General features: G+C 52.8%; 18 protein-coding genes and 2 rRNA genes. 12 read left to right on the top strand and 8 right to left on the bottom strand.

Annotation, left to right across the window (positions count from 1 at the left end):
- The first annotated feature begins 34 nt into the window (after window positions 1–34).
- The 3 genes from OGV65_RS23930 (at window position 35) to OGV65_RS23920 (ending at window position 4905) form a co-directional block, all read left to right on the top strand.
- Window positions 35–2941, top strand: a 23S ribosomal RNA gene (locus tag OGV65_RS23930).
- 96 nt (window positions 2942–3037) lie between these two features.
- Window positions 3038–3153 (top strand): 5S ribosomal RNA (rrf, locus tag OGV65_RS23925).
- 453 nt (window positions 3154–3606) lie between these two features.
- Window positions 3607–4905 (top strand): MFS transporter, encoded by a 1299-nt coding sequence (locus tag OGV65_RS23920; RefSeq protein WP_016154060.1) that lies wholly within the window; start codon window positions 3607–3609, stop codon window positions 4903–4905.
- Here the strand turns inward: OGV65_RS23920 and OGV65_RS23915 are convergent.
- From OGV65_RS23915 to trxC, 5 genes are all read right to left on the bottom strand, one after another.
- Window positions 4902–5237: a YfiM family lipoprotein gene (locus tag OGV65_RS23915; RefSeq protein WP_019077413.1), complete on the bottom strand. Its 336-nt coding sequence runs from the start codon at window positions 5235–5237 to the stop codon at window positions 4902–4904. The two genes, OGV65_RS23920 and OGV65_RS23915, sit on opposite strands and share 4 nt — an antisense overlap.
- Window positions 5238–5269: 32 nt before the next feature.
- Window positions 5270–6625: a CDP-diacylglycerol--serine O-phosphatidyltransferase gene (gene pssA / locus OGV65_RS23910; RefSeq protein ID WP_286455515.1), complete on the bottom strand. Its 1356-nt coding sequence runs from the start codon at window positions 6623–6625 to the stop codon at window positions 5270–5272.
- Window positions 6626–6739: 114 nt separating this feature from the next.
- Window positions 6740–9400: a bifunctional acetate--CoA ligase family protein/GNAT family N-acetyltransferase gene (locus tag OGV65_RS23900; RefSeq protein ID WP_016157179.1), complete on the bottom strand. Its 2661-nt coding sequence runs from the start codon at window positions 9398–9400 to the stop codon at window positions 6740–6742.
- A gap of 36 nt (window positions 9401–9436) precedes the next feature.
- Window positions 9437–10135, bottom strand: coding sequence for a tRNA-uridine aminocarboxypropyltransferase (tapT, locus tag OGV65_RS23895; protein ID WP_019077411.1), 699 nt, complete (start codon window positions 10133–10135; stop codon window positions 9437–9439).
- A gap of 69 nt (window positions 10136–10204) precedes the next feature.
- Window positions 10205–10624 (bottom strand): thioredoxin TrxC, encoded by a 420-nt coding sequence (trxC, locus tag OGV65_RS23890; protein WP_003037559.1) that lies wholly within the window; start codon window positions 10622–10624, stop codon window positions 10205–10207.
- A gap of 207 nt (window positions 10625–10831) precedes the next feature.
- Here trxC and OGV65_RS23885 point away from each other — a divergent pair, with 207 nt between their 5' ends.
- Window positions 10832–11911: a tRNA/rRNA methyltransferase gene (locus tag OGV65_RS23885; protein WP_016157178.1), complete on the top strand. Its 1080-nt coding sequence runs from the start codon at window positions 10832–10834 to the stop codon at window positions 11909–11911.
- 33 nt (window positions 11912–11944) lie between these two features.
- On the opposite strand, the gene ung is transcribed toward OGV65_RS23885, so the two are convergent.
- On the bottom strand, window positions 11945–12634 hold the full coding sequence (gene ung / locus OGV65_RS23880) for a uracil-DNA glycosylase (RefSeq protein WP_286455512.1): 690 nt from the start codon (window positions 12632–12634) through the stop codon (window positions 11945–11947).
- A 317-nt stretch (window positions 12635–12951) separates the two neighbouring features.
- On the opposite strand from ung, the gene grcA reads away from it, so the two are divergent.
- Entirely contained in the window at window positions 12952–13335 is a 384-nt protein-coding gene (gene grcA / locus OGV65_RS23875) for an autonomous glycyl radical cofactor GrcA (RefSeq protein WP_003037563.1), read from the top strand.
- A gap of 112 nt (window positions 13336–13447) precedes the next feature.
- On the opposite strand, the gene srmB is transcribed toward grcA, so the two are convergent.
- The gene (gene srmB / locus OGV65_RS23870; protein ID WP_047501525.1) at window positions 13448–14776 is read right to left on the bottom strand and encodes an ATP-dependent RNA helicase SrmB; all 1329 of its coding nucleotides are present in this window, start codon (window positions 14774–14776) and stop codon (window positions 13448–13450) included.
- Between the two features lie 130 nt (window positions 14777–14906).
- On the opposite strand from srmB, the gene trmN reads away from it, so the two are divergent.
- Entirely contained in the window at window positions 14907–15644 is a 738-nt protein-coding gene (gene trmN, locus OGV65_RS23865; protein WP_016154053.1) for a tRNA(1)(Val) (adenine(37)-N(6))-methyltransferase TrmN, read from the top strand.
- On the opposite strand, the gene nadB is transcribed toward trmN, so the two are convergent.
- The gene (gene nadB, locus OGV65_RS23860) at window positions 15629–17251 is read right to left on the bottom strand and encodes an L-aspartate oxidase (protein ID WP_047358259.1); all 1623 of its coding nucleotides are present in this window, start codon (window positions 17249–17251) and stop codon (window positions 15629–15631) included. The two genes, trmN and nadB, sit on opposite strands and share 16 nt — an antisense overlap.
- 263 nt (window positions 17252–17514) lie before the next feature.
- Here nadB and rseD point away from each other — a divergent pair, with 263 nt between their 5' ends.
- The 6 genes from rseD to lepA all read left to right on the top strand — a co-directional run bounded on the left by rseD (window position 17515) and on the right by lepA (window position 22365).
- On the top strand, window positions 17515–17679 hold the full coding sequence (gene rseD, locus OGV65_RS23855; RefSeq protein WP_049259737.1) for a rpoE leader peptide RseD: 165 nt from the start codon (window positions 17515–17517) through the stop codon (window positions 17677–17679).
- Window positions 17676–18251, top strand: a complete 576-nt coding sequence (gene rpoE / locus OGV65_RS23850; RefSeq protein ID WP_003037573.1) for an RNA polymerase sigma factor RpoE — start codon at window positions 17676–17678, stop codon at window positions 18249–18251. Before rseD ends, rpoE begins: the two co-directional genes overlap by 4 nt.
- Before the next feature lie 31 nt (window positions 18252–18282).
- Window positions 18283–18933 carry an anti-sigma-E factor RseA gene (gene rseA, locus OGV65_RS23845; protein WP_114680834.1) on the top strand — a complete coding sequence of 217 codons (651 nt, stop codon included), beginning with the start codon at window positions 18283–18285 and terminating at the stop codon, window positions 18931–18933.
- Window positions 18933–19889 (top strand): sigma-E factor regulatory protein RseB, encoded by a 957-nt coding sequence (gene rseB / locus OGV65_RS23840; protein WP_016154050.1) that lies wholly within the window; start codon window positions 18933–18935, stop codon window positions 19887–19889. Before rseA ends, rseB begins: the two co-directional genes overlap by 1 nt.
- Window positions 19886–20350 (top strand): SoxR-reducing system protein RseC, encoded by a 465-nt coding sequence (gene rseC / locus OGV65_RS23835; RefSeq protein WP_016157173.1) that lies wholly within the window; start codon window positions 19886–19888, stop codon window positions 20348–20350. Before rseB ends, rseC begins: the two co-directional genes overlap by 4 nt.
- Before the next feature lie 215 nt (window positions 20351–20565).
- Window positions 20566–22365 carry a translation elongation factor 4 gene (gene lepA / locus OGV65_RS23830; RefSeq protein WP_003037577.1) on the top strand — a complete coding sequence of 600 codons (1800 nt, stop codon included), beginning with the start codon at window positions 20566–20568 and terminating at the stop codon, window positions 22363–22365.
- Window positions 22366–22377: the final 12 nt, after the last annotated feature.

The following is a 22377-nucleotide window of genomic DNA, read 5'->3' as shown; positions in this document are numbered from 1 at the left end:
CTGAAGTGTTTTACGAAACATCTTCGGGTTGTGAGGTTAAGCGACTAAGCGTACACGGTGGATGCCCTGGCAGTCAGAGGCGATGAAGGACGTGCTAATCTGCGATAAGCGTCGGTAAGGTGATATGAACCGTTATAACCGGCGATTTCCGAATGGGGAAACCCAGTGTGATTCGTCACACTATCATTACGTGAATACATAGCGTAATGAAGCGAACCGGGGGAACTGAAACATCTAAGTACCCCGAGGAAAAGAAATCAACCGAGATTCCCCCAGTAGCGGCGAGCGAACGGGGAGCAGCCCAGAGTCTGAATCAGCATGTGTGGTAGTGGAACGGTCTGGAAAGTCCGGCGATACAGGGTGATAGTCCCGTACACAAAAGTGCATGTGTTGTGAACTCGAAGAGTAGGGCGGGACACGTGGTATCCTGTCTGAATATGGGGGGACCATCCTCCAAGGCTAAATACTCCTGACTGACCGATAGTGAACCAGTACCGTGAGGGAAAGGCGAAAAGAACCCCGGCGAGGGGAGTGAAAAAGAACCTGAAACCGTGTACGTACAAGCAGTGGGAGCCTCTTTATGGGGTGACTGCGTACCTTTTGTATAATGGGTCAGCGACTTATATTCTGTAGCAAGGTTAACCGAATAGGGGAGCCGAAGGGAAACCGAGTCTTAACTGGGCGTTAAGTTGCAGGGTATAGACCCGAAACCCGGTGATCTAGCCATGGGCAGGTTGAAGGTTGGGTAACACTAACTGGAGGACCGAACCGACTAATGTTGAAAAATTAGCGGATGACTTGTGGCTGGGGGTGAAAGGCCAATCAAACCGGGAGATAGCTGGTTCTCCCCGAAAGCTATTTAGGTAGCGCCTCGTGAATTCATCTTCGGGGGTAGAGCACTGTTTCGGCTAGGGGGTCATCCCGACTTACCAACCCGATGCAAACTGCGAATACCGAAGAATGTTATCACGGGAGACACACGGCGGGTGCTAACGTCCGTCGTGAAGAGGGAAACAACCCAGACCGCCAGCTAAGGTCCCAAAGTCATGGTTAAGTGGGAAACGATGTGGGAAGGCACAGACAGCCAGGATGTTGGCTTAGAAGCAGCCATCATTTAAAGAAAGCGTAATAGCTCACTGGTCGAGTCGGCCTGCGCGGAAGATGTAACGGGGCTAAACCATGCACCGAAGCTGCGGCAGCGACACTATGTGTTGTTGGGTAGGGGAGCGTTCTGTAAGCCGTTGAAGGTGTGCTGTGAGGCATGCTGGAGGTATCAGAAGTGCGAATGCTGACATAAGTAACGATAATGCGGGTGAAAAACCCGCACGCCGGAAGACCAAGGGTTCCTGTCCAACGTTAATCGGGGCAGGGTGAGTCGACCCCTAAGGCGAGGCCGAAAGGCGTAGTCGATGGGAAACAGGTTAATATTCCTGTACTTGGTGTTACTGCGAAGGGGGGACGGAGAAGGCTATGTTAGCCGGGCGACGGTTGTCCCGGTTTAAGCATGTAGGCGGAGATTCCAGGTAAATCCGGAGTCTTGTTAACGCTGAGGTGTGATGACGAGGCACTACGGTGCTGAAGTAACAAATGCCCTGCTTCCAGGAAAAGCCTCTAAGCATCAGGTAACACAAAATCGTACCCCAAACCGACACAGGTGGTCAGGTAGAGAATACCAAGGCGCTTGAGAGAACTCGGGTGAAGGAACTAGGCAAAATGGTGCCGTAACTTCGGGAGAAGGCACGCTGATATGTAGGTGAAGTGATTTACTCATGGAGCTGAAATCAGTCGAAGATACCAGCTGGCTGCAACTGTTTATTAAAAACACAGCACTGTGCAAACACGAAAGTGGACGTATACGGTGTGACGCCTGCCCGGTGCCGGAAGGTTAATTGATGGGGTTATCCGTAAGGAGAAGCTCTTGATCGAAGCCCCGGTAAACGGCGGCCGTAACTATAACGGTCCTAAGGTAGCGAAATTCCTTGTCGGGTAAGTTCCGACCTGCACGAATGGCGTAATGATGGCCAGGCTGTCTCCACCCGAGACTCAGTGAAATTGAACTCGCTGTGAAGATGCAGTGTACCCGCGGCAAGACGGAAAGACCCCGTGAACCTTTACTATAGCTTGACACTGAACACTGGTCCTTGATGTGTAGGATAGGTGGGAGGCTTTGAAGTGTGGACGCCAGTCTGCATGGAGCCAACCTTGAAATACCACCCTTTAATGGCTGGTGTTCTAACGTAGACCCGTGATCCGGGTTGCGGACAGTGTCTGGTGGGTAGTTTGACTGGGGCGGTCTCCTCCTAAAGAGTAACGGAGGAGCACGAAGGTTAGCTAATCCTGGTCGGACATCAGGAGGTTAGTGCAAAGGCATAAGCTAGCTTGACTGCGAGAGTGACGGCTCGAGCAGGTGCGAAAGCAGGTCTTAGTGATCCGGTGGTTCTGAATGGAAGGGCCATCGCTCAACGGATAAAAGGTACTCCGGGGATAACAGGCTGATACCGCCCAAGAGTTCATATCGACGGCGGTGTTTGGCACCTCGATGTCGGCTCATCACATCCTGGGGCTGAAGTAGGTCCCAAGGGTATGGCTGTTCGCCATTTAAAGTGGTACGCGAGCTGGGTTTAGAACGTCGTGAGACAGTTCGGTCCCTATCTGCCGTGGGCGCTGGAGAATTGAGGGGGGCTGCTCCTAGTACGAGAGGACCGGAGTGGACGCATCACTGGTGTTCGGGTTGTCATGCCAATGGCATTGCCCGGTAGCTAAATGCGGAAGAGATAAGTGCTGAAAGCATCTAAGCACGAAACTTGCCCCGAGATGAGTTCTCCCTGACCCTTTAAGGGTCCTGAAGGAACGTTGAAGACGACGACGTTGATAGGTCGGGTGTGTAAGCGTAGCGATACGTTGAGCTAACCGATACTAATGAACCGTGAGGCTTAACCTTACAACGCCGAAGATGTTTTGGCGAAAGAGACATCGAAATTCAGCTTGATTACAGATTACATCGACATGCGAAAAGCGTGTTGATAAACAGAATTTGCCTGGCGGCTGTAGCGCGGTGGTCCCACCTGACCCCATGCCGAACTCAGAAGTGAAACGCCGTAGCGCCGATGGTAGTGTGGGGTCTCCCCATGCGAGAGTAGGGAACTGCCAGGCATCAAATAAAAGCGAAAGGCCCGGTCGAAAGACCGGGCCTTTTGTTTTATCTGTGGTCTGTCGGTGAGTGCTCTCCTGAGGAGGACAAACCCGCCGGGAGCGGATTTGAACGTTGCGCAGCAACGGCCCGGAGGGGGGCGGGCAGGACGCCCGCCATAAACTGCCAGGCATCAAATAAGTGAAGAAGCCCATCCTGCCGGATGGGCTTTTTTGCGTCTGCAGGGAGTGAAAACTGCCGGATGCAGCGTACCATTTTATCCAACCCATAAAAGCCCACTCTATTTCAAACCGATTTTTCTCTTTCTCGAACATATCTGAATCCTTTCTCTGCTAATGAAAACCGTGATCTTTCTCTCATAATAAATTATAACAATTATATAACATTTATTTCACCAAAAAAGACACAACCACCATTGATAAATTAATGCAATCGTTGGCAGGGGTACAATTCTAATGGCTGATAGCAGTGTAACTGAGAACGGGGCGCTGGCAGACGGCGATACTCGGCGTCGTATATGGGCGATTGTCGGAGCATCATCAGGGAATCTGGTTGAATGGTTTGATTTCTATATCTATTCTTTCTGCTCTCTCTATTTTGCTCATATCTTTTTTCCATCAGGAAACACCACCACGCAACTCTTACAAACAGCCGGAGTTTTTGCTGCAGGCTTTCTGATGCGACCGATTGGCGGCTGGCTGTTTGGTCGCATCGCGGATAAGCACGGGCGTAAAAAGTCGATGCTGCTGTCAGTTTGTATGATGTGTATGGGATCGCTGGTGATCGCTTGTCTTCCGGGATATGAAACCATCGGTACCTGGGCTCCTGCTCTATTGCTGCTGGCTAGGTTATTTCAGGGGCTGTCTGTGGGTGGTGAATACGGGACCAGCGCTACCTATATGAGTGAAGTAGCCGTTGAAGGTAAGAAAGGTTTTTATGCTTCCTTCCAGTACGTGACGTTAATCGGCGGGCAGTTACTGGCACTGCTGGTTGTGGTCATATTACAGCAAACGTTAGAAGACTCAGCGCTAAGATCGTGGGGTTGGCGTATTCCATTTGCGTTGGGCGCCGTACTGGCTATTGTTGCGTTATGGCTGCGTCGACAGTTGGATGAAACCTCGAAACAGGACGTTCGCGCGCTGAAAGAAGCTGGCTCTCTGAAAGGTCTGTGGCGTAATCGCAAAGCCTTCATCATGGTGCTTGGCTTTACCGCTGCTGGCTCGCTGTGTTTTTACACGTTCACAACCTACATGCAGAAGTACCTGGTTAATACCGCCGGTATGCATGCCAACGTAGCCAGTGGGATTATGACGGCGGCACTGTGTGTGTTTATGCTGGTGCAACCGTTGTTCGGTGCCTTGTCAGATAAAATTGGCCGACGTACTTCAATGCTGTGTTTTGGCGCGTTGGCCGCGATTTTCACCGTCCCCATTCTGACAGCGTTGCAAAGCGTGACGTCCCCGTATATGGCGTTTGCTCTGGTGATGTGTGCCTTGCTGATTGTGAGTTTCTATACGTCAATCAGCGGTATTCTGAAGGCCGAGATGTTCCCGGCACAGGTGCGCGCTCTGGGGGTTGGATTATCTTATGCGGTGGCCAATGCTCTGTTTGGTGGCTCAGCCGAATATGTTGCGTTATCCCTGAAGTCTGTCGGTATGGAAACAACATTCTTCTGGTACGTTACAGCACTGGCAATAGTCGCATTTTTGGTATCGCTGATGCTGCATGGGAAGGGGAAAGGTCTGCGCCTCTAGTGATGTGCCAGTTGCCAGACCGCATAGCCGGTAGACGCACCTGCAACATCCCAGGCGAAGTCTTTCCAGCTCCAGCCGCTCCCAGCGGGACGGCTGTCCCATAACTCTTTTGACGCGCCCAGGCTGACAGAGAACATCAGGCCGATAGCCGCGCTGCGATCGCGGCTGTTGCCCTGATGTTGAGCATATTCGTTTCCAGCTGCGGAGAGCATAGCGGAGGCGATAAAGTGTTGAGCCTTGTCTTGTCCGCTCCAGCGGTCGTTTGCCATGTGGCTGCAGCCAGAAATGGCCAGGATACTGAAAAGAATAAACAAGCGCACCGTTGCCTCCATAGGAAAAACCCCGTCACTGGACGGGGTCTTGGTTACAGAATACGGCTAATTAGTCTGTCGATACGGATACGGCGTAGTCGACGGATGAGCTTACGCACTTTGACTGGATAGTCGGCAATGCTTTGCAGGTCGCGATAGTGCTTAACGACGGTAGTATGCGTGCGAATATGCTCCAGCTCTTTATCGCGCTGGGGAGTCAGCTCTTGCTTCGGATCGTGGATAAGGATGGCGTTTTCCAGATCCAGACGCCAGGCGCGAGGGTTAAGGTTGTTGCCGGTGAGCAGCATCCATTTATCATCAACCCACATGCCTTTCAGATGATAGGTGTTGTCATCATCTTTCCATAAGCGCACGACCAGTTGGTCGGTATTCACGTAATATTGCAGTCTGCTCAGGAAACGGCGCAGGTTAATTTCATACAGGTAGGGCAGCGCGCCGATGATTTTAAATGGCTCATCTTCTGGAATGAAAAAGTCGTTGGCGGTTTTATCACCGACAATGATCTCGACCTTTTTGCCTTCACGCAGCAGCTGAATGATATTGCGCACCAGTATAGCGGGCAGGTTGAAATAAGGGGTACAGATTGTGAGCTTGTGCTCCGCGCAGGGCATAAGGTGGAAAATTGTCTTATTTAACAGACTGGATTTTCCAAGGCCTACCAGAGGCGTTACCGAAAGCTGTTCATTATCCGCATCACCCTGAAAATGGAATGACGCATCGCGCAGTTCCTGACGGTACAGGCGGATGTCGTTTTTAATTTCCGGGCTTTTAGGGCGATTAATATCATCAAGGCGATTAACGCCGCGACCGTTCATCAGGTTCTGCGTGACCCAATCGAACATGATATCGGCCATTTGCGCGTTGCGAATCAACTGATAACGGTCATAGCGATATTTATCATGCTGATGCAGATAAACATCATTCAGGCTGGCCCCGCTATACAGGACGCTGTCATCGATGATAAAGCCTTTAAAATGCAGGACGCCAAGCGCTTCTCGGGTGTTAATCGGAACACCGTAGACAGGAATATCAATACCTGGGTTTTCTTGTGCCATTCGGCAATACCAGTCAGCGTTGGTATTCGATGCCGCAGCACCAATGCGTCCGCGCTGGGCTCGGTGCCAGTCGACAAGCACCCGGACATCCAGTTCAGGACGCTGCCGTTTTGCCGCATAGAGCGCGTCGAGTATGCCTTTGCCACCGTCATCCTGTTCCAGGTACAGCGCAATAATGCAGATCCGTCGCGTCGCGCTGGCTATTTTTTCCAGCAGAGTCTCCCTGAAATTAGCGGGAGCATAAAAGAAATCTACATCATCAACTGACTGAGAAATCTTGGGTAGTTGGGCAAGGTGTTGTTGATGTTTATTACGCTTAAATTTTGACAACATCACAGTGCATTTCTTCTCTGTTCATTGAAGGGTCCTCTGTGCTATGCAGACGACATAAGCGGGTAATGATACCACCAGTACCTATTAATGTGGTCAACATTTCCAGTACCTTACTCACGATTCCTCAAATTGGGCCAGATTAAGCGTTAGCCCAACAATTCCCTCTTCGAGTTGGACGTCAACAGCGAACCCGAGTTTCCGGGCCAGGGCGACCATCCCACGATTGTTTGGCATCGTAATACCATTCAAACGTCTAAGTCCGTGATCTCGGGTATATGCAATTAATTTTTCCATCAACCGGCGACCCAGTCCAAGCCCTTTGAGATCTGAACGAACCAGCACGGCGAACTCGGCGTCAATGTTATCAGGATCCGAGATTGCTCGCGTTACGCCGAGGATCTCTTGCTGATTGTTTTTACAGCGTACCGCAACAAAGGCCATTTCCCGATCGTAGTCGATCTGCGTCATATTGGCTAAATCTTCGTGGGTAAATTCGTTGATCTCACTGAAATAGCGATAATAAAGATCTTCTTTTGTTACCTGAGAAATGAACTGCTGCAGATGAGGTTCATCCTCGGGCAAAATAGGGCGGAACAAGCAACGCTCGCCGTTCTTCAACTCCACCCATTCTTCAAGCTGATGGGGGTAGGGACGTATAGCCAGCCTGCTTTCGTTATCGCCCGTGAAAGGGGCAATGTCCAGCGTGACATCCAGCGCGGTAAATTCACCGGCGGAGGCCAACAGCGGATGAATATCCAGACGCTGAATTTCCGGACAATCGACGATCAGATTGGAGACCTGCACCAGAAGCTGACTTAACCCGGCGATATCCAATGGGCGTAATGCGCTGCGAGCGCGGATCTTTTTATTTTTGATCCCCTGGATCACCAGATAACGCGCCAGATTCATGTTCAATGGCGGCAACGCCACCACGGCCTGCTCTTCTGGTCGCCACTCAACTCCGCCTTCACCAAGCATAATCAACGGGCCAAATACCGGGTCGTGTTCAACGACAACGCGCAGCTCCTGAGCGCCAGCGCGATTCGCCATACTTTGTACTAATAAACCGTGAATGCGCGCCTGCGGCCAGGCCATTTTTACCCGATCAAAAATCGCATTGGCTGCCTGCTGCACCTCTGTTGCCGTTCGCAGGTAGAGCATTACCCCCTGAACTTCTGATTTATGCGGGATATCAGGAGAACGCAGCTTTAGCGCCACCGGGTAACCGATTTGCTCCGCGATGTGTACGGCTTCAGCGCTGTCGCTGGCGATCCACGTCGGCAGCGTGTGTAAGCCATAGGCTTGTAAAATCGGCTGCACTTCATGGGTATCCAGCGACGTAGCTCCTTCAGCAATCGCCTGCTGTAAAAGATTATGCGCCTCGGCGGTGTTGGTGGTCAGGTAGTCGGGCAGCGCAGGGGTTTCCCGCAGTTGCTTCTGGTTACGCCGGTACTCCACCATATGCATAAACGCGGTGATGGTGCCTTCTGGCGTGCGGTAGGTAGGTAATCCGGCTTCGCTAAACAGTCTACGGGCTTCCTGGGAGGAAAACTCTCCGCACCAGTTGGTCAGCAACGAGACGAACTTACCGCGGGGATGACGTTTTACCGCTTCGATTAACGCTTGTGCGCTTTCTGTTCCCGGGGCGGCTGCGCTGGGTGAGTGAATCACCATCAGTGCGTCGAAATCCTGGCTGGCGAGCAAGATATCCAGCGTCTTAACGTAGTGTTCGCTGCTGGCGTCGTCACGCAGATCCAGCGGGTTGGCGATATCAATATGTTCAGGTAACGCATCGCGTAATTTCTGGCAGGTATCTTCACTCAGTGTCGCCAACTTGCCATTTTTTGACCACAGCTCATCTAATGCCAGTGCGGCAGGCGCGGCCCCATTGCTGATGATCATCAGCCTGTCGCCGCGCAGCGGACGCATGTGGCTTAGGGTTTCTACCGCAGAGAAGAGCTCGTGAGTGTCTTGTACGCGTAATAAACCGGCGCGCTGGATAGCCGCGTCCCACGCAGGGTCCATCCCTGCACTGGTATGCAGTAAACGCTGCGCCGCCGGACTGCGACCACTCTTAATCACCAGAATGGGTTTATTGCGCGAGGCGCTACGGGCGGCGGAGACAAAGCGCCGGGCATCACTTAAATGTTCGAGATAAAGTAATATCGCGCTGGTTTTACTGTCGCGCGCCAGGTAATCCAGCAGTTCATCAACGTCGATATCCAGGCTGTCGCCCAGCGCGATAAACCAGGAAAAACCCATGTCGCGCTGCTGCGCCCAGTCCAGAATGGTGTTGGAAATCGCCGCTGACTGGGAAATAAATGCCAACTTACCGCGCTTGATGGGGACGGGAGAAAAGCTGGCGTTAAGCCCCTGCCAGGGCGCGAGAAGTCCCAGGCTGTTGGGGCCTAGCAGACGTATGTTGTAGCGTGCGGCGCAGGCCAACAATTCCAGGTGCTGCGATGCGGGAGCTGAAAGAATAATGCAGGTTTTACAGCCTTTCTCGCCAAGCGCTTCGAGTAATGCCAGGTTGCGGCTGGCATTGGTGCACAACACGGCAAGGTCTGGGCTAAAAGGCAGGCTGTTGATATTGGGCCAGGCCAGGACGCCCAACACCGCTTTCCATGCTGGCGTCACTGGTAAAACAGGTCCATTGAAACCGCCGGCAAGCAGGTTACGCATCATCAGGTAACCTGCGCGATTAGGCTTCATTGACGCCCCAATCACCGCAATGGATTTCGGTCGCAGAAGTGCTTCCAGACCACGCTGACTCATATCGGCTTCCTTAATGACACCAGTGACCGAATGATTTTAAACGCTTTCTGGCGAGTCTGCTGTGACGCTTCCCTGATGTTGAGTTTTTCCTGCCAGGTAGCGGGTTTTAAAGCGAGTAAAATGATCGCTCAACCCCTCCGCGGCTTGCGTATCGCCCGCCAGATCCAACAATGCAATGGCCACTTCGGCAGTACAGTATTGCCCTTCGGCGTGAATGCCACGCAGGTGGTAAGCGGAAAGTCGCGATAAATCAACGGAGATCACCGGCAGGTTATCAAGGTACGGGCTTTTGCGGAACATTTTACGCGCTTCAGGCCAGGTACCATCAAGCATGATAAACAACGGTGGTTTACCGGCTGGTGGCGCGAAAATCACTTCACGCTCTTCGCCCGCATAGGATGCCGGGAATACAACCATCGGCTGGTAATCCGGATTTTTCACCAGTTCGAGCAGCGCCTGCGGCGGTTCGGTGCGTGACCACTGAAAAGCCGTGGTATCGGGCAAAATATCGGCAATCAAACGTCCCGTGTTGCTGGGCTTCATCGGCTCGGTATCAAACATCACCAGACAAAAGCGGCTTTTGGCCTCAGACGGCACCAGCGTTGCGCACAAGCAGAGCTTCAGCGGCAGCAGGCAGCGCTGACAGCGGCGAATGCGATTACCTCGGGCAAGGAAAGGGCGCGTGGCGCGCGCGAGGCGCTCAGCGCGTAACTGAAGAACAGCGTTATCGGTCATGGGAGAACACGTTGAAAAACGCTATTGTCGCAGAGGTGAAAACGGGGCACAAGATGCGCCCCGTAGAGATTATAATGATTCGTTAAGCCAGCTATCAAACGGGGCTTTAGGTACGGCGCCATTAAGCATGTCGACGATTTCACCTTTTCTGAAGATCATAATGGTCGGGATGCTGCGGATACCGAAACGGGCGCTGAGTTCTCGCTCGGCTTCTGTATTCACTTTAACAAAACGCACTTTACCGCTACGCTCTTCCGCGACATCTTCAAAAATCGGGGCGAAGTTACGGCATGGACCACACCAGGGGGCCCAAAAATCAACCACCACCGGGAGATCGTCTTTTAACAGTTTATCCAGTGTTTCACCGGTCGCATTGATCACCTCCCCATCAAACAGGTCGTGACCACAGCGTCCGCATTTAGCCGCTTCCTGGACACGATCGTCGGGGATGCGGTTGATAGCCTGGCAGCTGGTACAAACGGTATTCATAACTAACCTCTGGATGAGTGGAGTGGACTTCACGGCAGTAACGCCAGTATGTTTCTATTATGTTACATATTATCGGGGAGTCTGTTCTAAACAACAATGCGTTTTATTCAATGAGTACAATAGTCCTTAGCTTTTAAATGAAATAATGGCTAACGACGTGCACATCGGGTAATCTTCGCGCTTCGCGCAGAGCAGGTGGAGAAAAACATGAGCGACGAACTGAAGAACAAAAACGGCAAGGTCAAAGTGATGTACGTCCGCAGTGACGATGACTCGGACAAACGCACCCAAAATCCACGTACTGGTAAAGGCGGCGGTCGCCCCGGTACTTCCCGAGCCGAAGGCGGTCGTCGCCCTGCCCGTGATGACAGAAAGGGTCCGAACAGCGAACGTGGTCGTGAACGTGGTCGTGGCCGCGATGTAGAACGCGATCGTGGACGTGAAGATTCACCATGGCGTACCGTGTCCCGCGCACCGAATGATGATGCAGCAGACAAAGCCGATCACGGTGGTATCAGCGGCAAAAGCTTTATCGATCCTGAAGTATTACGTCGTCAGCGCGCGGAAGAAACCCGCGTTTACGGTGAGAATGCCTGTCAGGCTCTGTTCCAGAGTCGTCCGGACGCTATTGTTCGCGCCTGGTTTGTTCAGAGCGTAACCCCGCGCTTTAAAGAAGCATTACGCTGGATGGCGGCGAACCGCAAAGCCTACCACGTGGTTGACGAAGCCGAGCTGGCGAAAGCCTCCGGCACTGAACACCATGGCGGCGTCTGTTTCCTGATCAAAAAACGTAACGGTACCACTGTTAAGCAGTGGGTTGGTCAGGCCGGGGCGCAGGATTGTGTGCTGGCCCTGGAAGATATTGCTAACCCGCACAACCTGGGCGGCATGATGCGTAGCTGCGCGCACTTCGGTGTGAAAGGCGTGGTGGTACAGGATGCGGCGCTGTTGGAATCAGGTGCGGCTATCCGCACCGCTGAAGGCGGAGCTGAGCACGTTCAGCCGATCACCGGTGACAGTATTGTCGATGTGCTGGACGACTTCCGTAAAGCGGGTTACACGGTAGTGATGACCTCAAGCGTGAAAGGCAAGCCGCTGTTTACTACCACGTTGCCGGAAAAAATGGTGCTGGTATTAGGGCGTGAGCGTGAGGCTCTGCCAGAAGCAGCATGCTCAGCCGACGACCTGTGCGTGGCGATAGACGGTACGGGCAACGTAGAAACGCTCAACGTTTCTGTCGCGACCGGCGTGCTGCTCGCGGAGTGGTGGCGTCAGAACAAAGCCTGATAATAAAAATGCCAGCGATTCGCTGGCATTTTTTTACTCGCTTTCTGCTGGTAATACCGGCGTCCAGTCAATCGGCTTTTCACCTCGCTGTTCCAGCCACTCATTAGCCAGTACAAAATGATTGCAGCCAAAGAAACCGCGATGCGCAGAGAGCGGTGATGGGTGTGGCGCTTTCAATACATGGTGACGCTGCGCATCAATAATCGCACCTTTCTTTTGTGCGTGTGAACCCCAGAGCAGGAATACCACGCCTTCCCGATGTTGGTTAATCAGGCTGATGACTTTATCGGTAAATGTTTCCCATCCCAGACTGGCGTGCGAATGCGCCTGCCCGGCGCGGACAGTAAGCACGCTGTTGAGTAACAGCACACCCTGGCGTGCCCAGCTTTCCAGATATCCGTGCGTTGGGCGTGTGAAGCCAGGAATCGTTGCTTCCAGCTCTTTGTACATGTTCAGCAACGAGGGCGGGGTGGCAATACCGGGGCGGACAGAAAACGCGAGACCGTGTGCCTGGCCCGGACCGTGGTATGGATCCTGCCCCAGGATGACGACTTTCACGTCGCCAAGTTCGGTAAAGCGAAAAGCGTTGAATACATCTTTTTGTGGCGGATAAATTGTCATACCTGACTGACGCTCGCCCGCCACAGTATGCAGCGTGTTAACAAAATAAGGCTGCTGTTTCTCTTCTGCCAGCACATCGTGCCAGGTTAATTCGGTGGCCATCTCGCTCTCCTGCGAATTTTCAATCCCCCTAGCTTAACTGCTTCTTTCGGCGTCGCAAAATTCTGTACGTTTCTCAAGGGTCTACCCCTTAAAGATAGTTGAAAATTTATGTAAAAAGTTTAGCTGCGCATGTGGCGTAAGTTGATGTAAAACAATAAAATCCACCTATCACCACTTTTCATGTATGGTTTTTATTGATTTAAATCAAAGATTCAAGGGTGTGTGAGGGGTATATATACACTCAAGCAACAATGGTTTTACCAATTGGCCGGATGACGGCCAACCGAGATCAAATAATTTTGCCGGGGAGGCATCAAATGATTACAGGTATCCAGATTACTAAAGCTGCAAATGACGACCTGCTGAACTCTTTCTGGCTGCTGGACAGCGAAAAAGGCGAAGCACGCTGCATCGTTGCGAAAGCAGGTTTCAATGCTGATGAAGTCGTTGCTGTCAGCAAACTGGGTGAAATCGAATACCGTGAAGTACCGGTAGACGTACAGCCGGAAGTCCGTGTGGAAGGTGGTCAGCACCTGAACGTGAACGTTCTGCGCCGAGAAACTCTGGAAGATGCGGTTAAGCATCCGGAAAAATATCCGCAGCTGACCATCCGTGTTTCTGGTTATGCCGTGCGTTTCAACTCTCTGACGCCAGAACAGCAGCGCGACGTTATTGCTCGTACCTTTACTGAGAGCCTGTAAGGTTCACGGGGAATAACCCCGTCTGGCAGAGAATCTGAAAGCGGAAGATGCCAACGTATCTTCCGCTTTTTTGTGCACAAAAAATGCCGGGCTAAACGGCCCGGCATTCGGTTTACTCTTTGTCGGACTGCTGGGAAGCAGCTCCGCTTGGCTTACGGCGTTTGCCGACATTTTTGGCGTCGCGGTGACGTTTTTTCACCCGCGGTTTCTCTTTCTCTTTCGCTTTTTGCTCCGCGCGCTTCGCCAGCACTTTCTTGGATGGCTTACCGTTAGATTTCTCACTTGGCGCGCGCGTGGTTGGACGCAGTTCGTCGATGACGCGTGCTTTCAGTGGCTCGTCAATGTAGCGGCTCGCTTTGCCGAGCAGCAGATGGTCGTGGGCTTCAACCAAAGAGATCGCAGTACCTTTACGGCCTGCACGACCGGTACGGCCAATGCGGTGCAGATAGGCATCACCACTGCGCGGCATGTCGAAGTTAAACACATGGCTGACGTCAGGAATATCGATCCCACGAGCGGCAACGTCGGTTGCTACCAGCACGTTCACACGACCATCGGTCAGGCGTTTGATCGCTTCATTACGTTTGTTCTGCACCATCTCGCCTTCGAGATAGCAGTTATTAATGCCCGCCTGGCGCAGCCAGCCTGCCAGCTCGTGCACACGCTCGCGTTTACGTACGAAGACAATCGAGCGAGTCGCTTCCGGCTGTTTTAACAAATGGATCAGCAGGGCAGTTTTGTGCTCGATGTCATCGGCACGGTAGTAAAACTGATGAATCTTCTTGCGTTCGCGGGTAGACGGATCCGCCGAAACTTCGACCGGATCCTCCAGCAGACGCTCAGCAAAATCTTTGATCGCATCGCCTTCCAGCGTGGCGGAGAACAGCATAGTTTGCTTACGCCAGCGGGTTTCTCCAGCGATATGCTCGATGTCCTGGGCAAAGCCCATGTCCAACATGCGGTCTGCTTCATCGAGGATTAGTGTCTCAACCGCATGGCAGTCGAAGTTTTCTTCTTTAATGTACTGCAGCAGACGACCGGTAGTGGCGACCACGATGTCCTGGTTTTCGCTAAAGACTTCCATGTGGTTCATGTAAGCCACGCCGCCGGTAATCGTGGCGATATCCAGATGCGTATTCTTCGCCAGTTCACGGGCGTGTTCGGCAACCTGCATCGCCAGTTCGCGCGTCGGTGTCAAAATCAAAATGCGCGGCGGGCCAGATTTCTTGCGCGGGAAGTCGAGCAGGTGCTGCAACGCTGGCAGCAAATATGCCGCCGTTTTACCGGTGCCTGTCGGCGCAGAACCGAGTACATCACGGCCATCGAGCGCAGGCGGAATGGCGGCAGCCTGAATGGCGGTCGGGCGAGTGAAACCTTTTTCCTGGAGGGCATCCAGAAGGCTTTCATCGAGTTCAAGTTCGGAAAAAGTCGTTACAGTCATGTTCTACCTCTGAGTGGGGCGCTGATTATAGACGTTACGGCTGCAATCTTCATCTGTTTGTATGGATATACCTTCTCAGGTATTGTTTTTATCCTATGTTATCGTTTTTTTTCCAGGAAGGTTGTTCTTCATGCCCCAGTCTACATCCGTACTTAGACGTAATGGATTTACTTTTAAGCAGTTTTTTGTGGCACACGATCGTTGTGCAATGAAAGTCGGAACGGACGGCATTTTATTGGGGGCCTGGGCCCCTGTTGCTGGCGTAAAGCGGATCCTGGATATTGGTACCGGGAGCGGCCTGTTGGCGCTGATGCTGGCCCAGCGCACAGATGAAAACGTCATCATTGACGCCGTGGAGCTTGATGTTGATGCCGCGCAGCAGGCGCAGGAGAACATCGCGCAATCCCCGTGGATGCATCGCGTGAACGTTCATACCGAAGATGTGCAGCAGTGGGTACCGCGCCAGACCGTGCGCTTTGATTTGATCATCAGCAACCCTCCCTATTATGAACAGGGAGTGGAATGTGCCACGCCGCAGCGCGAGCAGGCTCGCTACACCACCACGCTCGATCATCAAGTATTGCTAACGCTGGCGGCAGACAGCATTACGGAAGAAGGTTTTTTTTGTGTGGTGTTGCCCGAACAGATTGGTAACGCCTTTTCCCAGCAGGCACTGGGCATGGGCTGGCATCTGCGATTGCGCACGGATGTAGCAGAAACCGAGGCCCGACTACCGAATCGGGTACTGCTGGCATTCTCCCCGCAGGCCGGGGAGTGCTTTAGTGACAGGCTGGTGATCCGTGGGCCAGACCAACGTTACTCTGAAGGTTACACGGCGCTGACCCAGGCGTTTTATCTGTTCATGTGATGACTTAGCGGCGAGAGAATGGACGGGCCTGCCTCTGGAAGCTGTTCTGGATAATCCAGCGTATAGTGCAGGCCCCGACTCTCTTTACGCATCATCGCGCAGCGGACAATCAGCTCAGCAACCTGCACCAGATTGCGCAGTTCCAGCAAGTTGTTCGACACGCGGAAATGAGCGTAATACTCGTCGATTTCCTGTTGCAACATGGTGATACGGCGCAGGGCGCGCTCCAGACGTTTAGTTGTGCGCACGATACCGACGTAATCCCACATAAATAGCCGCAGCTCATGCCAGTTATGCTGAATCACAACCAGTTCATCCGGGTTTTCTACCCGGCTTTCATCCCAATCCGGGAGGGTGCTGACGCTGCGAGCATAAGGCATTCGCCTGTCGATATCTTCAGCCGCGGACCAGCCGTAAACCAGGCACTCCAGTAATGAGTTTGACGCCATCCGGTTGGCTCCATGCAGGCCGGTGTAACTCACTTCGCCGATCGCATACAGCCCGTCGACATCCGTACGGCCAAAGTCATCCACCATCACGCCGCCGCAGGTATAGTGCGCGGCAGGAACGATGGGAACCGGCTCTTTGGTCAAATCGATGCCCAGTCCCAGCAATTTTTCATAAATCATCGGGAAATGCTGACGAACAAATTCTTCCGGTTTATGGCTGATGTCGAGAAACATGCAGTCAGCGCCCAGGCGCTTCATTTCGTGGTCAATGGCGCGGGCAACAATATCGCGGGGAGCCAGTTCGCCACGCTCGTCAAAATCGGGCATAAAGCGCGAACCGTCCGGGCGCTTCAGATGTGCGCCTTCGCCACGCAGCGCCTCGGTTAGCAGAAAGTTGCGCGCCTGCGGATGATACAGCGCTGTCGGGTGAAACTGGTTAAATTCCAGGTTGGCGACACGGCATCCCGCACGCCAGGCCATCGCAATCCCGTCACCCGAGGAAATATCTGGATTGGTGGTGTATTGGTACACCTTTGACGCGCCGCCGGTGGCCAACACTACTGACTTGGCATGGCAGGTTTCTACGGCTTCTTTATTACGGTTCCAGATCCAGGCTCCGACAACCCGACGCGTTCCCGGCAGACCGATTTTATCGGAGACAATCAGATCGACGGCATTACTGCGCTCAAGAACCCGTATGTTGGGGTGATTTTGTGCCTGGCTGACGAGGGTGGTTTCGACTTCTTTACCGGTGGCATCCGCAGAGTGCAGAATGCGTCGATGGCTATGACCACCTTCACGGGTCAGGTGATAGCTTTCTTCACCGTTGGGCTGAACCTGCGTATCAAATAAGACGCCCTGATCGATAAGCCACTGAACGCAGGTGCGGGCATTGCTGGCGACAAATTCAACCGCATGGCGATCGCACAGGCCGGCCCCGGCAATCAGAGTATCTTCAACGTGGGAATCGATGCTGTCGGTTTCATCAAACACCGCGGCAATACCGCCCTGGGCATAAAATGTCGAGCCTTCGCTGACCGGACCTTTGCTCAGGACAATAACCTGATGTTTTTCGGCCAGGCGCAGCGCCAGTGAGAGTCCGGCAGCCCCGCTGCCAATGATCAGCACGTCACAGGATAATTCAGGAGTCGTATTCATGATTTTTGTTTAATTTACTAAACAGTGTTTGGTCACCATAGCACCACATTGCGCGATACTGCACGTTTTATTTTTAAATGTGTTGCAGTGACTAAACATGAAAAAAAAGCATGACGAGGGCGAAATGAGCAAAAATATTTTGTGAAGCAGGCCGTTAGCACCAGATTATGTGATGAAATAAAGTGGCCGTTGGGTTACTCTGCAAGCGGTGAAATGGGCATTTCTAAACAGATAGTGCGTCGATCGGATTATGTAGACTTATAATGAGAGATAAGACCTGTCTACAACATGACAAACAAAAAACAATGCGTAACGGAACTTTACGAAACTTGAGCACTCTAAGCATTTGCTTGCTCATAGTGAAGCTGATGGAGTGGCGTTTCGAAGGCGCGTGGAAATTTGGTTTGGGGAGACTTTACCTCGGATGAGCGAGCAGTTAACGGACCAGGTCCTGGTAGAACGGGTCCAGAAGGGAGATCAGAAAGCCTTTAACCTACTGGTAGTGCGCTATCAGCATAAGGTGGCGAGTCTGGTTTCTCGCTATGTACCGTCGGGCGATGTACCCGATGTAGTACAAGAAGCATTTATCAAGGCCTATCGTGCGCTGGACTCGTTCCGGGGAGATAGTGCTTTTTATACCTGGCTGTATCGTATTGCAGTCAATACAGCGAAGAATTACCTGGTCGCTCAGGGGCGTCGTCCACCTTCCAGTGATATTGATGCGATTGAAGCAGAAAATTACGAAAGTGGCGGTGCGCTGAAAGAAATTTCGAACCCTGAGAACTTAATGTTGTCAGAAGAACTGAGACAGATAGTTTTCCGGACTATTGAGTCCCTCCCGGAAGATTTACGCATGGCAATAACCTTGCGGGAGCTGGATGGCCTGAGCTATGAAGAGATAGCCGCTATCATGGATTGTCCGGTAGGTACGGTGCGTTCACGTATCTTCCGAGCGAGGGAAGCTATTGATAATAAAGTTCAACCGCTTATCAGGCGTTGACGATAGCGGGATACTGGAAAAGGTATTAGGCATGCAGAAAGAAAAACTTTCCGCTTTAATGGATGGCGAAACGCTGGATACTGAGTTACTCAAAGAGCTGACTCATGACCCGGAAATGCAAAAAACCTGGGAGAGTTATCACCTGATTCGCGATTCCATGCGAGGTGATACCGCCGACGTTCTCCATTTCGATATTTCCGCCCGCGTAATGGCTGCCATCCAGGATGAGCCAGTACGTCAGACGGTGCCATTGATTCCTGAGGCCCAGCCAGCACCGCACCAGTGGCAGAAAATGCCATTCTGGAAGAAAATGCGTCCGTGGGCCGCGCAGCTTACCCAAATGGGTGTGGCCGCGTGTGTATCACTTGCAGTTATTGTTGGCGTCCAGCACTATAATGGGCAATCTGAAACGTCCCAGCAGCCCGAAACGCCGGTATTTAATACATTACCAATGATGGGTAAAGCCAGTCCGGTAAGCCTGGGTGTACCCTCTGACGCGACGGCCAGCGGCGGTCAGCAACAGCAGGTACAGGAGCAGCGTCGTCGTATTAATGCCATGTTGCAGGACTACGAACTGCAACGTCGACTGCACTCTGAACAGCTTCAGTTTGAGCAGGCCCAAACACAGCAAGCCGCTGTGCAGGTGCCAGGAATTCAAACTTTAGGAACGCAATCGCAGTAATGAAGCAACTTTGGTTTGCCATGTCACTTGTGGCTGGTAGCCTGTTTTTCTCTGTAAACGCCTCGGCCAATCCTGCGTCCGGGGCGTTGTTGCAGCAGATGAATCTGGCCAGCCAGTCGCTAACCTATGAGCTGTCATTTGTCAGCATCAATAAGCAGGGTGTTGAATCCCTACGTTATCGCCATGCTCGCCTGGATAACCGTCCGCTAGCGCAACTGTTGCAAATGGATGGACCGCGCCGGGAAGTGGTGCAGCGTGGCAATGAAATCAGCTATTTTGAGCCTGGTCTCGAACCGTTCACGCTGAACGGCGACTATATCGTTGACTCTCTGCCCTCTCTGATTTACACCGACTTCAAACGTCTTGCTCCCTACTATGACTTTATCTCAGTAGGTCGCACCCGCATTGCCGATCGGCTCTGTGAAGTGATCCGCGTAGTCGCCCGTGACGGTACGCGTTACAGCTATATCGTCTGGATGGACACGGAGACTAAGCTGCCGATGCGCGTCGATCTTCTCGACCGTGATGGTGAGACGCTGGAACAGTTCCGTGTTATCGCCTTTACCGTAAACAACGGCGTTAGCGATAGCATGCAGGCGCTGGCGAAAGCCAATCTACCGCCGTTGCTGTCAGTTCCTGCGGGCGAGAAAACCAACTTCAACTGGAGTCCGTCGTGGTTGCCGCAAGGCTTCAGCGAAGTTTCCAGCAGTCGACGTCCGCTGCCGACGATGGATAACATGCCGATCGAATCGCGCCTATATTCTGATGGCCTGTTCAGTTTCTCCGTGAACGTAAACCGTGCGATGCAAAACAGCGCCGATCAGCTGTTGCGAACCGGGCGTAGAACGGTTAGCACCAGCGTGCGTGATAACGCGGAAATTACGATTGTGGGCGAGCTTCCACCGCAAACGGCGAAGCGTATCGCGGACAATATTAAGTTCAGGGCTGCACAATGATTAAAGAGTGGGCGACAGTCGTCTCCTGGCAAAATGGTCTGGCGACGGTCAGCTGTGATGTTAAAGCATCATGTAGCAGTTGTGCTTCGCGGGCCGGATGCGGGAGCCGCGTGCTGAACAAACTTGGGCCGCAGACCACGCATACCATCGTGGTGCCCAGCGACGAACCCTTAGCGCCCGGTCAAAAAGTTGAACTGGGTATTGCCGAGGGTAGCCTGCTGGGTTCAGCGATGTTGGTCTACATGTCTCCGTTGGCGGGGCTCTTTCTCTTCGCAGCGCTATTCCAGGTGCTGTTTGGTTCCGACCTTGCGGCATTAAGCGGAGCCGTGCTGGGGGGCGTGGGCGGATTCCTGATTGCCCGTGGATACTCTCGTAAGCTTGCTGAGCGCGAAGCCTGGCAGCCGGTCATTCTGAACGTTGCTCTTCCACCCGATCTCATTCGCGTCGAAACCCAACAGTGATAGCTTTGCCTGATGGCGCTTGTGTCGCCATCCGGCAAAAGTTTCACTGACTTTGCAAAGTTGTTTCCAGTTCCCGCTATCCTTGCTCTATGAACATTTCCTCGCCTCAGCGTTGTAGTGTAGAATGCGGCGTTTCACTTAAACAGACGTTAAGCTCAGATCAGCGACTTCTCAGAGCCTGCTCAGGCGGGCGTAAGGCACAATAATTACACTATATGAAGAACATACGTAACTTTTCAATCATAGCTCACATCGACCACGGTAAATCGACGCTGTCTGACCGTATTATCCAGATCTGCGGTGGCCTGTCTGACCGTGAAATGGAAGCGCAGGTTCTCGACTCGATGGATCTTGAGCGTGAGCGCGGTATTACTATCAAAGCGCAGAGCGTGACGCTCGATTTCAAAGCATCTGATGGTGAAACCTATCAGCTTAACTTTATCGACACCCCGGGCCACGTTGACTTCTCGTATGAAGTTTCCCGCTCGCTTGCCGCCTGTGAAGGCGCATTGCTGGTGGTTGATGCCGGACAGGGCGTCGAAGCACAGACCCTGGCTAACTGCTATACCGCCATGGAAATGGATCTGGAAGTGGTGCCGGTACTGAACAAAATTGACCTGCCAGCCGCCGATCCTGAGCGTGTGGCGGAAGAGATCGAAGATATCGTCGGTATCGATGCGACGGATGCCGTTCGCTGCTCGGCGAAAACCGGCGTTGGCGTCACTGACGTTCTTGAACGTCTGGTGCGCGACATTCCGCCGCCGGAAGGCGACCCGGAAGGTCCGTTACAGGCGCTAATCATCGACTCCTGGTTCGATAACTACCTGGGCGTCGTGTCACTGGTGCGTATTAAAAACGGCACCATGCGTAAAGGCGACAAAATTAAAGTGATGAGCACCGGTCAGGTCTATAACGCTGACCGTCTGGGCATCTTCACGCCAAAACAGGTTGACCGTACCGAGCTGAAATGCGGCGAGGTGGGTTGGTTGGTTTGTGCGATTAAAGACATCCTGGGCGCACCGGTTGGCGATACCCTGACGCAGGCGCGTAACCCGGCGGACAAGCCGCTGCCAGGCTTTAAAAAAGTGAAGCCGCAGGTTTACGCCGGTCTGTTCCCGGTGAGCTCTGACGACTACGAAAACTTCCGTGACGCGCTCGGCAAGCTGAGCCTCAACGATGCCTCCCTGTTCTATGAACCGGAAAGCTCAACCGCGCTGGGCTTCGGCTTCCGCTGTGGCTTCCTCGGTCTGCTGCACATGGAGATCATTCAGGAACGTCTGGAACGTGAATACGATCTGGATCTGATCACTACCGCGCCGACCGTAGTCTACGAAGTCGAAACCACGGCGAAAGAGACGATCTACGTCGATAGCCCGTCCAAGCTGCCGCCGTTGAACAACATTTACGAACTGCGTGAGCCGATTGCTGAGTGTCATATGCTGCTGCCGCAGGCTTACCTCGGTAACGTCATCACGCTGTGTATCGAGAAGCGCGGCGTACAGACCAACATGGTTTACCACGGTAACCAGGTGGCGCTGACCTATGAAATTCCGATGGCGGAAGTGGTACTCGACTTCTTCGACCGTCTGAAGTCAACTTCTCGCGGCTATGCGTCGCTGGACTATAACTTCAAACGTTTCCAGGCGTCTGACATGGTGCGCGTTGATGTTCTCATCAACAACGAACGTGTCGATGCGCTGGCGCTGATTACCCACCGCGACAACTCCCAGAGCCGTGGTCGTGAACTGGTCGAGAAGATGAAAGATCTGATCCCTCGCCAGCAGTTTGATATCGCGATCCAGGCGGCCATTGGTACGCACATCATCGCGCGTTCAACGGTTAAGCAGCTGCGTAAAAACGTTCTGGCGAAATGCTACGGTGGCGATATCAGCCGTAAGAAAAAGCTGCTGCAAAAACAGAAAGAGGGTAAAAAGCGCATGAAGCAGATCGGTAACGTCGAACTGCCACAGGAAGCCTTCCTCGCCATTCTGCATGTCGGTAAAGACAGCAAATAATCTTAAGGAGTT

Origin of the sequence: Citrobacter sp. Cb004 (assembly GCF_030337065.1) — a bacterium.
GTDB lineage: Bacteria > Pseudomonadota > Gammaproteobacteria > Enterobacterales > Enterobacteriaceae > Citrobacter > Citrobacter braakii.
Note: the sequence above shows the minus strand (reverse complement) of the source record. Positions and strands in the feature narration are given on the sequence as shown.

Bases quoted from the DNA above. Each gene is read 5' to 3' on its own strand.
- OGV65_RS23920 (WP_016154060.1), top strand. From the start codon at position 3,607: ATGGCTGATAGCAGTGTAACTGAGAACGGGGCGCTGGCAGACGGCGAT.
- OGV65_RS23915 (WP_019077413.1), bottom strand. From the start codon at position 5,237: ATGGAGGCAACGGTGCGCTTGTTTATTCTTTTCAGTATCCTGGCCATT.
- pssA (WP_286455515.1), bottom strand. From the start codon at position 6,625: ATGTTGTCAAAATTTAAGCGTAATAAACATCAACAACACCTTGCCCAA.
- OGV65_RS23900 (WP_016157179.1), bottom strand. From the start codon at position 9,400: ATGAGTCAGCGTGGTCTGGAAGCACTTCTGCGACCGAAATCCATTGCG.
- tapT (WP_019077411.1), bottom strand. From the start codon at position 10,135: ATGACCGATAACGCTGTTCTTCAGTTACGCGCTGAGCGCCTCGCGCGC.
- trxC (WP_003037559.1), bottom strand. From the start codon at position 10,624: ATGAATACCGTTTGTACCAGCTGCCAGGCTATCAACCGCATCCCCGAC.
- OGV65_RS23885 (WP_016157178.1), top strand. From the start codon at position 10,832: ATGAGCGACGAACTGAAGAACAAAAACGGCAAGGTCAAAGTGATGTAC.
- ung (WP_286455512.1), bottom strand. From the start codon at position 12,634: ATGGCCACCGAATTAACCTGGCACGATGTGCTGGCAGAAGAGAAACAG.
- grcA (WP_003037563.1), top strand. From the start codon at position 12,952: ATGATTACAGGTATCCAGATTACTAAAGCTGCAAATGACGACCTGCTG.
- srmB (WP_047501525.1), bottom strand. From the start codon at position 14,776: ATGACTGTAACGACTTTTTCCGAACTTGAACTCGATGAAAGCCTTCTG.
- trmN (WP_016154053.1), top strand. From the start codon at position 14,907: ATGCCCCAGTCTACATCCGTACTTAGACGTAATGGATTTACTTTTAAG.
- nadB (WP_047358259.1), bottom strand. From the start codon at position 17,251: ATGAATACGACTCCTGAATTATCCTGTGACGTGCTGATCATTGGCAGC.
- rseD (WP_049259737.1), top strand. From the start codon at position 17,515: ATGAGAGATAAGACCTGTCTACAACATGACAAACAAAAAACAATGCGT.
- rpoE (WP_003037573.1), top strand. From the start codon at position 17,676: ATGAGCGAGCAGTTAACGGACCAGGTCCTGGTAGAACGGGTCCAGAAG.
- rseA (WP_114680834.1), top strand. From the start codon at position 18,283: ATGCAGAAAGAAAAACTTTCCGCTTTAATGGATGGCGAAACGCTGGAT.
- rseB (WP_016154050.1), top strand. From the start codon at position 18,933: ATGAAGCAACTTTGGTTTGCCATGTCACTTGTGGCTGGTAGCCTGTTT.
- rseC (WP_016157173.1), top strand. From the start codon at position 19,886: ATGATTAAAGAGTGGGCGACAGTCGTCTCCTGGCAAAATGGTCTGGCG.
- lepA (WP_003037577.1), top strand. From the start codon at position 20,566: ATGAAGAACATACGTAACTTTTCAATCATAGCTCACATCGACCACGGT.